Source organism: Variovorax sp. ZS18.2.2, from assembly GCF_024701975.1.
GTDB lineage: Bacteria > Pseudomonadota > Gammaproteobacteria > Burkholderiales > Burkholderiaceae_C > Variovorax.
Genome location: NZ_JANLNM010000002.1, coordinates 136,608 through 151,471 on the forward strand (window position 1 = coordinate 136,608; position 14,864 = coordinate 151,471).

Sequence of the window (14,864 nt, forward strand, 5' to 3'; positions counted from 1 at the left end):
ACATGGCTGCCGTTCTCGAAACCACGACATCCTCCCTGCCGCTCAGCCCCGAGCAGCGTGCCGCCTGGGCGCCCTACGGCGAACAGGCCGCGGCCGGTGCGCCTCAACTGCTGCTGCAGGCCGATCTCGACGGCGAGCTCGACGCGACGCGGCTCGAGGCCGCGCTGCAGTCGGTGCTGCAAGCCCATGTCGCCCTGCGTTCGGCGGTGCTGCAGGTTCCCGGCTTTCGCGGCCTGCGGCAACAGGCCCTCGATGCCGCAGCAGCGCTCCGCTGGCAGAAGATCGATCTTCGCGGCCATGCCGATCAGGCGGCCGCGATGGCCGACTGGATCGCCGCGTTCACGCAGGAGCCGCTGGATGTCGCGCAGGGCGCGCTGCTGCGTGTCGGCATCGCGCGGCTGGGCGAGACGCGGCACAAGCTCGTGCTGGCCGTCAGCGTGTTCGCCGCCGACAAGGGCAGCCTGCGGAGCCTGCTCGACCAGACGGCCACGGCCTACCTGACACAACAGACCGTCGATGCGGACGAAGTCTTCCAGTACGCGCAGTTCGTCGAATGGCGCCAGGATCTCGACAGCAGCGATGAAGCGGATGCCGGCCGTGCCTACTGGCGTGCCAGCATCGAGCGTGCGGATGCGCTGCAGGCGCCGCGCCTGCACATGCGGCTGGACGGGGCCTCCCCAGCCGCTCGGACACCGTCGCGCATTCGCCTTGTCCAGCCGCTGGACGCCTCGCTCGCTGCTCGCGTGCAGGAGCTCGCCGCGCAGATCGGCTGCGGCGCCGACCGGCTGCTGCAGGCCGCATGGTGGCTGCTGGTGGCTCGCCTGACCGGTCACAAGCCGTTCGTTGCCGGCTGGCAGAACGATTGCCGGCACGACTACGAGGTGATGCAGGGCGCAGTGGGCGTTTTCGAGAAGATCTTGCCCGTGGTCGTGGATGTCGCTCCCGAGGAGCGCTTCACCGACTGGGTCGCGCGCGTGAACGCCACGCTTGATGGGCACACCGAGGCGCAGGAGTACTGGGCGGTCGATGCGCCACCGATCTCCGCGCACCTCGAGCTGGGCTTCACCTTCGACAACCTGCCCGTGCAGCCACGCGGCGCCTTGGCCTGGCGTGTGGATGCCGCGCCCGGGCCGCAGCCTTGCTTCGAGCTGGCCCTGCAGGTCGAACAGGCCGGGCAGGCGTTCACGCTGTCCGTGCATGCGGACGCATCGCGCTATTCACCGCAGGCCCTGGAGCGGCTGCAGTGGCAGCTCGTCGCCCTGCTCGAGGAAGCCGTGGCGCAGCCGGCCGCACCGGTAGGCAGTCTCGTGCTGGTGGGCGCGCGCGAGCGCGAATCGCTGCTGCTGGCGGCGCGCGGCGCGACGCTCGACGTCGGCAGCTTCACGCTGGCCCAGCAGGTCGCCGGCTGGGCGCGCACGACACCGGACGCGCCTGCACTGGAAGCGGGCGATGTGCGCCTGAGCTACCGCGAGTTCGACGCGCAGATCAACCGCATGGCGCGTGGGCTGCAAGCTCGCGGCGCCACGGCCGAAACGCTGGTGGCGCTCAATCTTCCGCGCTCGGTCGAGCTGCTGGTGGCGATGCTCGCGAGCTGGCGCCTCGGGGCGGGCTACCTGCCCCTGGACCCCGAATGGCCGGCTGCACGTCGCCGGGCCGTCCTGGAAGATGCCGCGCCATCGCTCGTGCTGCATGCCGCCGGACCGGCGCCGGACGGCGACGCGCCGTGGCGGCAGGCGGCGCTGGACGAGATGGCGCTCGAGGCCGTGGCCGACGGCGGCGCGCCGGCCCATCAACCCGCGATGCAGGATGTGGCCTATGTGCTCTACACCTCGGGTTCGACCGGAACGCCCAAGGGGGTGGTGATCGAACAGGGGCATCTGCTCAACTACGTGGCCGCGGTGTCGTCGGCCATGGACCTGGGCCGCTGCCGCCGCTGGGGGCTCACCAGCTCGGTCGTGGCCGACCTGGGCAATACGGCGCTGTTCAGTGCGTTCCATCACGGCGCCTGCCTGGTGGTGGCGGGACCCGGCGACGTGAAGGATGCGAGCGCTTTCGCGCGCTTCATGCGCGAAGGCCGGATCGATGCGCTCAAGATGGTGCCCTCGCACCTGGAGGCCTTGCTCGAGGACGAGGCACCGGCGCTGCCCGCCACGCTGGTGCTGGGTGGCGAGGCCGCACCGCGTTCGCTGATCGAGCGCATCGCGCGGTTCGCGCCCGCATCCACGATCTACAACCACTACGGTCCCACGGAAACGACGGTGGGCGTGATGGTGCATCGCGTGTCGGCGGACGAGACCGCGTCCGCGGTGCTCCCGTTGTCGCGCGTGCTGGCGAACAACCGCGTTCACGTGCTGGATGAGGCGCTGCGCCTGGTGCCGAGCGGCGCGTTGGGGACGGTCTACGTCGGTGGTGCGCAGGTCTGCCGCGGCTATCTGAACCGGGAGGTGGCGGGTGCCTTCGTGGCCGATCCGTTCGAGCCGGGGCAAAGGCTCTATCGCACGGGCGACGTGGCCTATGTATTGCCCGAGGGCGGCCTCCGCCTGGCAGGGCGGGCCGACGACCAGGTCAAGATTCGCGGCTTCCGGGTCGAGCCCGCCGAGGTGGAGGCGGTGCTGCTGTCGCAGCCCGGCGTGCGGCAGGCAGTGGTGCTGGCGCTGCCCGACGGCGGCGGGGGGGCCGAACTGCGGGCTTTCGTCGTCGCAGACGAGACCCTGGCATCGGAGGCTGCACGCGGCGCGCTGAGCGAGCGCCTGGGCACCTTGCTGCCCGCGCACATGGTCCCCGCGCGTTGCGCCTTCGTCGCGGAGTTCGCGCGGCTGCCGAACGGAAAGATCGACCGGCAGTCGCTGCTGTCCGCGGCCAGGGTCGACGACCCGAAGCCGGCGGCCATGGCGCCGCGCGACGCGCTCGAAGCGGTGCTGGCGGAGTGCATGGCGGCCCTGGTCCAGCGCGATGCCGTCGGCGTGGAGGAGGACTTCTTCGAATTGGGCGGGCATTCGCTGCTGGTGATCAAGCTGGTGGCGCGCATCCGCAAGCTGCTGCGGCTCGAGATCGCACCGGGGCTGGTGTTCGACCATCCTTCCGCCGCCACGCTGGCGGCGGCGCTTCGCGCGCTGGAGGACCAAGACCTCGAGCGGATGGAACAGCTGGCGAAGACGCACGCGCAGGAGCGTCTCGCGGACTCGGCTGTCGGCTGAGCGCCGATGGGCAAAGACACAGTAAGTACAGGATCGGTTTGACATGCAAGATGTATCAGTGATGGGCAGCACCCGGGCGGCGCAACGGGTATCGGCGGACGACGATGGGGCGCAGGAGCACGACGAGATCCTGCATCGGGTGTCGAACGGCGAGGAGGTGCCGCTGTCCCATGCGCAGGAGCAGCTGTGGTTCTTGCAGCGCCTGGCGCCGGGGCTGACGGCCTACAACCTGCCGAGCATGTTTCGCCTGCAGGAGCCGCTCGATGCGGATGCGCTCGAGCGCGCATTCCAGGCCGTGATCGACCGGCACGGCATCCTGCGCACCCGCTTCTTCGAGAAGGATGGCGTTCCGCTGCAGCAGATGGTGCAGGAGGCAGCGTTCGCGCTGGAGCGCTTCGATCTGTCCGATCAGCCCGAGGCGCTGCGTCAGGCGCATGTCGATGCGCTGATGCAGGAGACGGCGCTGCATGTGTTCGATCTCGGCACGGCGCCCGCGCTGGTGGCGAGGTTGATCCGGCTGTCGGACGAGGCACACGTGCTGACGGTGTGCCTGCACCACATCGTGTCGGACGCCTGGTCCAACCCGATCCTCGCGGGTGACCTCGCTTCGGCCTATCGCATGGCGCTGACCGCGGGCGCGGCCGTCCGGCTGCCGGCACTGCCGGCCCAGTACGCCGACTATGCACTGTGGCAGCGCGAGCGCTTGCAAGGAGAAGGCCTCGCGAAGCAGTTGAGCTACTGGAACGCTCACCTCGGACCCGAGGTGCCGCCGCTGGAGTTGCCACTCGACGGCACGCGCCCTTCGCGCCAGACCTTCAACGGCGCCGTGCATCGTTTCGCCCTGGACCCCGCGCTGGCCGTGGCGCTGCAGAAGTTCTGCCGCAGCGAGAAGTGCACGCCCTTCGTGGTCCTGCTTGCGACCTGGCAGATGCTGCTGGGCTGGTACAGCGGTCAGAACGACTTCGCCGTCGGCGTGGCGAATGCGGGCCGCCATCGCGACGAAGTGCGCGATCTGGTGGGGTTCTTCATCACGACCCAGGTGTTCCGCGCGAGGCTCGAGCCGCACGCCAGCCTGCGCGAGATCTGCCGGCGGGTGCGGCGCGATTCACTGGCCGCGCTGGAACATGCGGATCTGCCGCTCAAGACGTTGCTGGCCAGCCGCAACGAGAAGCGCGACGCTTCGCGCAGCCCGCTGTTCCAGGTGATGTTCGGCGTGCAGATGGGCGACGACGCGGCCGAGCTCGCGTTCGGCGAAGCGCGCACGCAGCAGATCGGAACCGACAATGCGAGCGCCAAGTTCGACCTGTCGCTGGACTTCTTCATCGAGCCGACGCGTGCGCACGCGCTGATCGAATACAACACCGATCTTTTCGGCGAGGCGACCGTGGAGCGGCTGTCGGGCTGGTACCTGCGCCTGCTCGGCGCATTGACGGCCGATCCGGACCAGCGCTTCTCGGGCATCGATCTTCTGGGCGCTGCCGAGCGAGGTCAGCTTGCAGAGCGCGGGGTGAACGCGCAGCGCTACGAGGATGGTGAGCCGGTGCACCGCCTGTTCGAAGCGCACGCGCAGCGGACCCCGGATGCGCAGGCGCTGGTCTTCGGCGAGCAGGTGCTCAGCTACGGCGAGTTGAACGCGAGAGCCAACCGCCTGGCGCACCGGCTGATCGCGCTGGGCGTGAAGCCCGAGGCGCGGGTGGGCATCGCGGTGGAGCGTTCGGTGGAGATGATCGTGGGGATCCTGGCGATCCTGAAGGCCGGAGGCGCCTACGTTCCGCTGGACCCGGACTACCCGGCCGAGCGGCTGGCCTACATGGCCGAGGACAGCGCCATCGCGCTGCTGCTGACGCAATCGCATGTGGCCGCGCGGCTGCCGTTCAGCCGGACGCTGGCCACGCTGGAGCTGGACACGCTGGAGCAGTCCACACAGCCAGCACAACCCGCACAGCCCGCGCACGACCCGCAGGTCGCGCTGCACGGCGAGAGCCTGGCGTACCTGATCTACACCTCGGGCTCCACCGGGCGGCCCAAGGGCGTGGGCATCGCGCACCGCGCGCTGGTGCAGCACGCGCAGGAGTCGGTGCGTTTCTTCGGGCTGGTGCCCACGGACCGGATGCTGCAGTTCTCCACACTGAACTTCGACGGCTTCGTGGAGCAGACCTTCCCGCCGCTGGTGGCCGGCGCGGCGATCGTGCTGCGCGGCCCGCAGCTGTGGGACAGCGAGACCTTCTACCGCGAGCTGATCGACAAGCGCATCAGCGTGGCCGACCTGACCACGGCCTACTGGCTGCTGCTGGCGCAGGACTTCGCGCGGCACGGGGAGCGCTCCTACGGGGCGCTGCGCCAGGTGCATGCGGGCGGCGAGGCGATGCCGCCGGAGGGGCTCAATGCGTGGCGCCGGGCGGGGCTGGCGGGGATCACGCTGCTGAACACGTACGGGCCGACGGAGGCGACGGTGACCGCGTCGATCCTGGACTGCGCGCCGTACCTGGAGGAGGGTCATGAGCAGCCGCAGCGCATGCCGATCGGCACGCCGCTGGCGGGGCGAGCGCTGCGCGTGGTGGGGTCGGACTTCGGCCTGGTGCCGCAAGGCGCGGCGGGCGAGCTGTGCATCGGGGGAGCGCTGCTGGCGCGCGGCTACCTGGGGCGCGCGGGCCTGAGTGCGGAGCGCTTCGTGGCGGACCCGTTCGATGAGGCGGGAGGGCGGCTGTATCGCACCGGAGACCTGGTGCGGTGGAACTCGCAGGGGCAGCTGGAGTACCTGGGGCGCATCGACCATCAGGTGAAGATCCGGGGCTTCCGGGTGGAGCTGGGGGAGATCGAGGCGAGCTTGCTGTCGCAGCCCGGGGTGCGCGAGGCGGTGGTGGTGGCCAACGAGGGGCCCTCGGGTGTGCGGCTGGTGGGGTATGTGTCGGGCGATGCCATCGACACGGCGCAGCTGCGCCAGCGGCTGGGCGAGAAGCTGCCCGACTACATGGTGCCCGCGGCGCTGGTGGGGTTGCAGGCGTTGCCGCTGAACGCGAACGGCAAGGTCGATCGCAAGGCGCTGCCGGCGCCAGAGTTCACCAGTGCCCAGGCGTACGAGGCGCCGCGGGGCGCCGAGGAAGGGGCGGTGGAGCGAGGACTGGCGGCGATATGGGCGCAGGTTCTGGGTGTGCCGCGCGTAGGCCGCCACGACAACTTCTTCGAACTCGGTGGCGATTCGCTCGTGGCGCTCAAGCTGCTGGCTCGCATCAACAAGTCCCGCGCATTGAGCGTGCAGATCTCGCTGCAGGATCTGCTCGAGAAGCAGACCATCGCCAGGCTGGTGGCACAGCTGGACATCGGCACGGCGCCCGAGCCCGTCCAGCTGCTGAACGCCTATGCCGGGCCGGCGCAGGCGATGCCGCTGTTCTGCGTGCCACCCGCGCGGCGCCGTCCGATCGACTACCGCCCGCTGGCACGCCACCTGGAAGACGCGCATCCCGTCTACGGCCTGTGCTACACGGACGATATCGCCGAGCTGGAGTCCATCGAGCAGATGGCACGCTTTTACGTCGACGTCATTCGAAAGACACGGCCCGAAGGTGCCGTTGGCATCGTCGGCTGGTCGTTGGGCTCGGTGGTCGCGGTGCACGTTGCCCACCTGCTGGAGCAGGCGGGCGTGGAGGTCGCCTTCCTCGGCATGGTCGACAGCTTCCTGCTGGACGAGACCTTCGACTCGAACGCCTGGTACAAGGATTTCCGCGACTTCGTTCGGGACACCGCCAACGGCGGCATGGGCCCCGAGGCCATTCAGGCGATGCTCGACCGCTTCGAATCCATCCGTTCCGCCTCGGACGAGACTGTGCGCGACGCGGTCGAGGAGATCGTGGCCGCCGCCGGCATCGGCGTGAAGCCGGCCGAGATCTTCGAGGGGATCGTGGGAACCCGGCGCGTGAACGCGATCACCGAGAAGATCGCCGCATTCCCGCGCTTGAAGGTGGCACCGCATTTCTGGTGGAAGAAGGAGCGAGCGGCCAAGGACAAGGTCGCGCTGCTGTCGCAGTTCGACGGCGAACCGCGCATCTCGATCGAGCTGGATGCCGACCACCAGGGCATCGTGCACAACGCCGCGCTGCTGCGGCATGTGCATGCGGCCATGCGTGAAGCGCAGGGCATGGCGACAGCCGGCGCGCACTGACAGTGCTACCGCGGCAAGGTGCCGCGGTGTGGGGAACAGGAAGAACGAAGCGGCTCCCCGCGCCCCCGCATTAGCGCGGGGGAGGGAGCGGCAGATCAGAACTTGTAGCGGGCGGTCAGGGTGGCCGCGCGGTCCATGCCCTGGTAGCACTCGCCGTGGTAGCAGATCGAGTTGTACTTCTTGTTCGCCAGGTTGGTGACATTGAGCGCGAAACGCCACGGGCCTCTCTCGTAGCTCACGGTTGCATCGAGCAGCGTCACACCGCGTTCGGCCGAGCTGTTGACTTCGTCGTTCTGGCGCTTGCCGATGTAGCGCACACCGCCGCCGAATCCCACGCCGTTGCCCATCGTGTAGTCGAGCCAGACCGAGGCGGACTGCTTGGGCACGAGCGGCGGGATCTTGCCGACTTCGTCCGGATCGGCGCTGGCGAGCACCTTCATGTCGAGCCAGGTGTAGGAGGCCGCAATGTTCAGGCCCGGCGCGAGTTCGCCCTTGGCTTCCAGTTCGATGCCGCGCGAACGCTGCTTGCCGATCTGGCGCTGCTCGAAGGTCAGCGGGTCGGTGGTGACCACATTCGTCTTGCGCAGGTCGAAGGCCGCAGCGGTGAACAGGCTCTTGGTGCCCGGGGGCTGATACTTGACGCCGACCTCGACCTGCTTGCCGCGGCTGGGCTTGAAGGGCTCGCTGTTCGCATCGGCCCCGCTATTGGGCAGGAAGGAGGTGGCGTAGCTCAGGTAGGGCGTCCAGCCGTTGCTGAACAGATAGTTGAGGCCCGCGCGGCCGGTGAACGCGCTGTCCGAGGCCCGGGTGCGGGTCGTCTCCAGGTAGTTGTCGGTGATCTGGCGCACATGATCCTGGCGGCCACCGACGGTGAGCAGCCAGTGCTCGTCGAACTTGATCTGGTCCTGGGCATAGAAGCCGATCTGGCGCGTCGACTGCGCCAGGTTCGACAGCGGCCTGGTGGGCGTCGGTATGAACTGGCCGTAAACGGGGAACAGGTTCAGCTCGAGGTCCGGCGCGGGGCCGCGGAAGCGGCGCTGCTTGCCCTTCTGCTCGGTGTAGTCGACGCCCAGCAGCACCGTGTGCTGGATCGAGCCGTGACTGAGCTTGCCCTGTACGTTGGTGTCCATCGCCGTCACCTTCATCGGGTCGTTCCACGTCCTGGCGACGCGCGCGAGCGTGTGTCCGTCTTCATTGACAGAATCGGCCCAAACCGCGCGCCGACTCTGGTCTACGTCGGTGTAGCTGAAGTTCTGGCGCAGCGTCCAGTTGTCGCTCAAGGCCGTCTCGAAGCGATAGCCGAGGGCGCTCTGCTTCTGCTTGAGTTGGCCGAAGCTGTAGTCGCCCACCTTCACGCGGGTGGAAATACCGTTCTGGCTGAGGTAGTAGGGGTCTTCGGCCGTGTTGTTGTTGAGAAACTCTGCAAAGACCGTCAATGAGGTCTGGGCATTGGGCTGCCACCGCACGGACGGCGCAAGGTAGGTGCGGGTGCGGTTCAACTGGTGCCCGTCGGGGTACCTGCTCTGCTCGTTGCTGTCGAGGCCGACACCTACCAAGCGATAGCTGAGGTCGGTGTTGCCGCCGATCTGGTCGCCGAGGTCGAAGGCCAGCTGTTTGCGCTGGAAGCTGCCGTACTGGACTTCGATTTCACGGACCCGCTCGCCGGGCTGCTTGCTCACGCGGTTGACCACGCCACCCGCATCGCCCTTGCCGAACAGCGTCGACGACGGGCCGCGCAGCACCTCCACGCGCTCGAGCCCGTAGGGCTCGGTCAGGTAGTAGGTGGGAACGAATGCCGGCTGGGAGAGCCCGTCCCGATAGATGCCCGTGACACCGGCGTCGAAGCCGCGCAGCAGGATGTATTCCCAGCCGCGGTTGTCGGGGCCGTAGGTGTTCGTAGTGACGCCGGGCGTATAGCGAAGGGCCTCCATGACGTCCTGCGCGCCGCGCGTTTCGATTTCCTTGCGGCTGATGACGGAAATCGACTGCGGCACTTCCACGATGGGCGTGTCGGTCTTGGTGGCCGTGGTGGCGCGTTTGGCCGCGTAGCCTGTGTCTTCCGGCTCGGCACTCACGGTGACGGTCGGCAGCGTCGATGGTGCGGCCGGGGCCTTGGCATTCGAGGGCGTCGCGGTCTGGGCGGAGACGGAAAGACCCAGGAGGGTCGAAGCAGTCCCAAAGGCCGCCGCGAGCGAAGCGCTCAACAAGCGTTGGCGGGGCAGGGCAAGAGTGCGCATAAAGAGGACTTAGGAAGTATTGAACCGGGCGGATTTTAATGAGAATGGTTCTTATTAGCCCGCCAAAAATGCACAACATGGTTGTGATGGCACAACATTTCTGTGCACCGCCTCTCGATAAAGCGCCGCATCGTCGAGCGCGCGGCTCTTCCCGTTTGCGGATGTGAAATGGCCGTGGCTATGCATGCGCGCTTATTGCGCCGCGCGTCGGACGTGAGGTGCCAAGAGGGCCAAGCCCTTGTGGAGTGCGGGGAAGAGACTGAGATTGAAGTTGTTCCAGCGCAGCTCGAGAATCGAGTCGTCGGGTGCGATGTCGGTGCCGAGTACGTCGAAGATGACTTCGCCCGAATCGATGCCGTTGTCCACGTAGTGCAGCGAGGCGCCGGTCTTCGTGATGGTGGGCGCAGGCACCTTTTCCATCGTGGTCCAGTTCACCACCTTCCGGCCCTCTACGCCGTGCAGCGCGTCCAGCGTCGCGCAGGCGCCGCGGCGTTCGTACGGCGACTCGATGCGCGTGATGCCGGGATGGATGTTGACCATCTTGCGATGGAAGTGCGCGCCGGGCCGCACCAGTTCGTCCAGGATGATCAGGAGGCCGTCGAGCACGACGACATCGGCCTGCAGCGTCAGCAGCTTGTCGAGCAGGGTGCGTTCGTAGGCGCTCTTCGCCGGGATGCGGTCGCCCGAATCCAGCGGCAGGCGCCGGTAGGTCGAGGGCACGGCGTAGAGCATGTCGCGCAGCAGCTTGCCCTGGGCCTTCAGGTCCTTCGGGAAGATCCATTTCCGCTCGGGATGCCATGCGAAGCCGTAGTCCGCCAGCACCGCTTGATCGCGTGGCGAGTGCTCGTCGTCGTCGTACACGATGCCTTCGAGCGAGTAGGCGTCTCCCAGCGGCGTGTTGTCCAGCGCCTCGGCCAGGTATTCGAGCGGCGACTTCATGTAGCGCTGCTCTCCCTTGAAGTCGATGTACTGACCGGCCTTGTCGGCGGCGGCGTTTCTCAGAGAGAGGATGTAGACGAGCTTTGCCTTGGACATGGGAGAAGAGGATGTGAGTGAATGAAGACCGGTCGAACGAGCGGGCGTGCAAAGACCCCGGCCGAATCCGGCACCTTCAGGGAAAGACGATGCAGCCCGCGATCTGTTCATCGCGGCCGTGGTCAGGGCGCCGGCATCCCGATCTCGCCCTCTTCGTCCTCGCTTTCGCCTGGCCGGAAGCACGGCGCCAGCGGACAGGCACCGCAGTACGTCTCCTCGGGAAGCAGATGGAAGAGGCAGCATTGCCGGTGCAGCTTCAGGGGCGTGCGCTCGCCGCCGTGCAGTCGATGGACCATGCGCTGGCGGCCGTGCAGGGGGTTGGCACAGGGCGAGCCGCCGCCCTCCGCCGGCCACTCGGGGCGCAGCAGCAGATGCTCCCGGTCCTGCAGGATCGACGCCGAACCACCGGTGAGCGCCAAGGCCTGGTCGAAGATGGGTTCGAGGTTGCGCGACACGTTGCCCCACAGGATCTTCGGGGCCACGCGCGTCAGTTCGACGAGGGCCGCGAAGAGCGGCCGCAGGTGCTGCCACAGCAGTGGTCCGTAGCATTCCGCGGTGCCGCGACCGGCGCGGGGGCTGCCCATCCCGCGAAGGTGGAAGGCGGTCGCATTGCCGTAAGGGTCCAGTTGCACCCAGACCTGCGTTGCCGCCATCGGGAAGACGTGCTGCAGCACGCTCGCCGCCGCCACGACGGGCGGGAGCAGCACCCCGAGGTATTCCAGCGCCCATGCGGAGGCCACGGCACGCAGGTCGCTGCCGGTCTCGTGTCTGAATCCGGCCTGGCGCTGCAGCGTCGCACACAGCGTTTCGGGTCGCAGCAAATCCTCGACGCAAACGGCATCCGGCGGAATGACGGCTGCGCACTGCAGCTTTTCGCCGACCGATGCCAATGCGCCCTGGAAGAGGGGACTCAGCAAAGGGATCAAGGGCCAGCCTGCCGAAAGGCGATGAAGCAAAGGGCGCGGTGCATTCAGAGAAGACGCGCCGGCACGCCGCATGTTCATGCGCGAGTCGAATTCCGCCGGCCGTGAACATCGGCGAGGCCCAACCGTCTACCCAGGAGGCGGCATCGTGCCGCCTGGAATCCGTGTCCGCAGGGCAGGGTTCCTGCAGCCAGTTCCGGCTCGGCCGCGGATCTCCGCGTGGCCGGGCAGCCGTCATCGCCTCCAGCGCGGAAAGAGTCCTTGCATGACATCCAACAGCGGCAATGCCGCAGAAGCCTCGCATCTGCTGAAACCTTTCATTCCTTGGATCGTGCTGTCTGCGGTCACAGGCATCGGCTCGGGCATTGCCACGGTCGCCTTGCTGCGCACCATCAACGGGGTGCTGAACCAGGAAGGTGGCATGGCCGGCGGTCTGCTGCTGACGTTCATCAGCCTGTGCCTGATCGCGTTGTTCGGCCGCATGGCTTCGGACGTCTCGACCAATTTCGTCGGCCAGCGCCTGGTGGCCCAGGTGCGCAAAAGCCTGGCGCAGAAGATTCTTTCGGCGCCCATCGATGCGCTGGAGCGTTATCGCACCCACCGCCTCATGCCCGTGCTGTCGCAGGACGTGGACATGATCAGCGACGCAGCCTTCGTGCTCTCCGCCACGCTGATTGCAGTGGCCGTCACGCTGGGCTGCCTGGGCTACATGGCATGGCTGTCGCTGCCGCTGTTCGGCCTGCTGCTGGTCGCGCTGGTGATCGGTGCCTCCATCCAGATCCTGGCGCAGACCCGCGCTGAGGTCGGTTTTTGGAAGGCGCGCGAGCACGAGGACCAACTGCACAAGACCTACCGCGCGATCAGCGAAGGCGCGAAGGAACTGCGCATGCATCGTGCCCGTCGCACCCGCATGTTCGGCGGGCAGATCGAGCACATCGTGGACAAGATCCGGGTTGTCAACAGCCGCGCCATCAATACCTACGTGGTCGCCACTGCCTTCGGCTCGGCCTTGTTCTTCCTCTTGATTGCGCTGATCCTGGGCTGGGCCGCGTTCCGCACCACGGAGCCCGCGGTGCTCAGCGGCTTCGTGCTGGTGATGCTGTTCATGAAGGGGCCGATAGACCAGATCGCAGGCACGCTGCCCAGCGTCGGGCGCGCCAAAGTCGCGTTTCAGCGCATCGCTGATCTGTCGGCGCGCTTCGCCACCCCCGAGCCTCACCTGCACCTGGAGCGGCCCGGCGCCGGCGCCACGATGACTCGCGATATCGGCATGCGCGGCGTGCGCTACGCCTTCGACGCGGCCGACGGTAGCGAGCCATTCGTGCTCGGGCCGATCGACCTGGAACTTCGCCGCGGCGAGATGGTGTTCGTGGTGGGCGACAACGGCTCCGGCAAGACCACGCTGATCAAGCTGCTGCTGGGCCTCTATGCACCGCAGCAGGGCGAGGTGCTGATCGACGGCGCCGTGGTCACGCCCGAAGCGCGCGACGACTACCGGCAACTGTTCACCACCGTGTTCTCCGATTTCTACCTGTTCGAGGACCTGGTCGCGAACGAGAAGGGCGAAGAGGGCATGCATGCCCTGCCGCAGGCCGCACTGCCGTATCTGCAGCGCCTGGAAATCGCGCACAAGGTGAGCATCAAGGACGGCTCCTTCAGCACCGTCGACCTGTCGACTGGCCAGCGCAAGCGGCTGGCCCTGGTGCACGCCTATCTCGAAGGCCGGCCGGTGCTGGTGTTCGACGAATGGGCGGCCGACCAGGACCCGACCTTCCGCCATCTCTTCTACACCGAGCTGCTTCCCGAATTGCGCGCCAAGGGCCACCTGCTGGTGGTCATCTCGCACGACGACCGCTACTTCCACCTGGCCGACCGCGTGATCACCATGAAGGCCGGACGCATTGCGGAAGACCGGGTCCGCGCCCCGGCGAGCCTCGCCGCGTGAAGGCCCGCGCCTTTTCGATCGCATCCAACACACACAGGAGTTGACATCCCATGCAGCACATCCATGACCTGATCGGGATCGGATTCGGCCCGTCGAACGTCGCATTGGCCATCGCACTCGAAGAGAAGCGCCATGGCGGCAAGCCGCTGGACGCCCTTTTCATCGAGCGGCAACCCAGCTTCGCCTGGCATCCGCACATGCTGCTGGACCAGGCGCACATGCAGATCTCGTTCCTGAAGGACCTGGCGACACTGCGCAATCCCACCAGCCGCTTCACCTTCGTGAACTACCTGCACGAGCAGGGACGGTTGACGGACTTCATCAACCTCAAGAGCTTTTTCCCGAGCCGCCACGAGTTCAACGACTACCTGGGCTGGGCCGCGGGCCAGTTCGAGGATGCCTGCCGCTATGGCGAAGAAGTGTTCGAGGTGCTGCCCGAGAAGCAGGGTGGCGAGGTGCCGCTGCTGCGCGTGCGCTCGCGCGGCGAAGGTGGCAAGGTGCAGGAGCGGCTGGCGCGCAACCTCGTCGTCAGCATCGGCGGCACGCCCAACATTCCCGAGAACTTCCGCGAACTGCGCGGCGATGCGCGCGTCTTCCATTCCAGCAGCTACCTGAAGGACATGGCGCGCCATCCGCAGGCGCGCAAGGTCGCCATCATCGGCGCGGGCCAGAGCGCGGCCGAGATCTTCATGGATCTGCAGGGGCGCCCGGGCGCGCCGCAGGTCGACTTCATCATGCGCGCGCGTTCCATTCGCCCGTCGGACGACAGTCCTTTCGTGAACGAAGTCTTCAACGCCGATTTCACCGACTACATGTACAGCCGCGACATCGACGAGCGCGCAGCGCTGCTCGACGAGTTCGCGCAGACCAACTACGCGGTGGCCGACCTCGACCTGATCCAGCAGATCTTCAAGGTCTTCTACGACCAGAAGGTGATGCGCGGAAACCGCCTGCGCATGCTGCGCCAGCACGATGTGCGGGCAGTGCGCGCCGCAGGCGACGGCATCCACCTGACGCTGTGGGACCAGGACGCCGGGCGCGAGAGCACGGTTCGCTACGACGCCGTGGTGCTGGCGACCGGCTACGCGCGCGATCAGCACAAGGACCTGTTGATGCCCCTCGCGCCGTACCTGGGCGACTACGACGTCGATCGCTACTACCGCCTGAAGGCCACGCCCGATTTCCATCCGGGCATCTACCTGCAGGGCGCGTGCGAAGACAGCCATGGACTGAGCGACACGCTGCTGTCGGTGACCTCCGTTCGCACGGGCGAGATCGGCAACGCGCTGCTCGCTGCCCAGTCCCGCGCGCGCAGCGCGGTGCGCGACGAGTCGCAGGCCGTCCAGATCTAGAACCACGCCCCCGGTC

Annotated in this window: 7 protein-coding genes; 4 read left to right on the top strand and 3 right to left on the bottom strand. The window is 67.5% G+C overall.

What is annotated here, in order from left to right; translation table 11 throughout:
- The first annotated feature begins 2 nt into the window (after positions 1-2).
- Positions 3-3,197 carry an amino acid adenylation domain-containing protein gene (locus tag NU688_RS11080; protein WP_257860655.1) on the top strand — a complete coding sequence of 1,065 codons (3,195 nt, stop codon included), beginning with the start codon at positions 3-5 and terminating at the stop codon, positions 3,195-3,197.
- A 43-nt stretch (positions 3,198-3,240) separates the two neighbouring features.
- Positions 3,241-7,356, top strand: a complete 4,116-nt coding sequence (locus NU688_RS11085) for an amino acid adenylation domain-containing protein (protein ID WP_257860656.1) — start codon at positions 3,241-3,243, stop codon at positions 7,354-7,356.
- Positions 7,357-7,451: 95 nt separating this feature from the next.
- Here NU688_RS11085 and NU688_RS11090 read toward each other — a convergent pair whose 3' ends face one another.
- From NU688_RS11090 to fhuF, 3 genes are all read right to left on the bottom strand, one after another.
- Positions 7,452-9,593 (bottom strand): TonB-dependent siderophore receptor, encoded by a 2,142-nt coding sequence (locus NU688_RS11090; protein WP_257860657.1) that lies wholly within the window; start codon positions 9,591-9,593, stop codon positions 7,452-7,454.
- Positions 9,594-9,785: 192 nt separating this feature from the next.
- Positions 9,786-10,628 carry a formyltransferase family protein gene (locus tag NU688_RS11095; protein ID WP_257860658.1) on the bottom strand — a complete coding sequence of 281 codons (843 nt, stop codon included), beginning with the start codon at positions 10,626-10,628 and terminating at the stop codon, positions 9,786-9,788.
- Between the two features lie 122 nt (positions 10,629-10,750).
- Complete coding sequence (gene fhuF, locus NU688_RS11100; RefSeq protein WP_257860659.1) at positions 10,751-11,554, bottom strand: siderophore-iron reductase FhuF; 804 nt, start codon at positions 11,552-11,554, stop codon at positions 10,751-10,753.
- A 262-nt stretch (positions 11,555-11,816) separates the two neighbouring features.
- Here fhuF and NU688_RS11105 point away from each other — a divergent pair, with 262 nt between their 5' ends.
- Together NU688_RS11105 and NU688_RS11110 are read left to right on the top strand one after the other, a co-directional pair.
- On the top strand, positions 11,817-13,496 hold the full coding sequence (locus tag NU688_RS11105; RefSeq protein ID WP_257860660.1) for a cyclic peptide export ABC transporter: 1,680 nt from the start codon (positions 11,817-11,819) through the stop codon (positions 13,494-13,496).
- 50 nt (positions 13,497-13,546) lie between these two features.
- Positions 13,547-14,848, top strand: coding sequence for a lysine N(6)-hydroxylase/L-ornithine N(5)-oxygenase family protein (locus NU688_RS11110; protein ID WP_257860661.1), 1,302 nt, complete (start codon positions 13,547-13,549; stop codon positions 14,846-14,848).
- Positions 14,849-14,864 lie beyond the last annotated feature (16 nt).

Coding starts and splice junctions, on each gene's coding strand:
- NU688_RS11080 (WP_257860655.1), top strand. CDS start 3: ATGGCTGCCGTTCTCGAAACCACGACATCCTCCCTGCCGCTCAGCCCC.
- NU688_RS11085 (WP_257860656.1), top strand. CDS start 3,241: ATGCAAGATGTATCAGTGATGGGCAGCACCCGGGCGGCGCAACGGGTA.
- NU688_RS11090 (WP_257860657.1), bottom strand. CDS start 9,593: ATGCGCACTCTTGCCCTGCCCCGCCAACGCTTGTTGAGCGCTTCGCTC.
- NU688_RS11095 (WP_257860658.1), bottom strand. CDS start 10,628: ATGTCCAAGGCAAAGCTCGTCTACATCCTCTCTCTGAGAAACGCCGCC.
- NU688_RS11105 (WP_257860660.1), top strand. CDS start 11,817: ATGACATCCAACAGCGGCAATGCCGCAGAAGCCTCGCATCTGCTGAAA.
- NU688_RS11110 (WP_257860661.1), top strand. CDS start 13,547: ATGCAGCACATCCATGACCTGATCGGGATCGGATTCGGCCCGTCGAAC.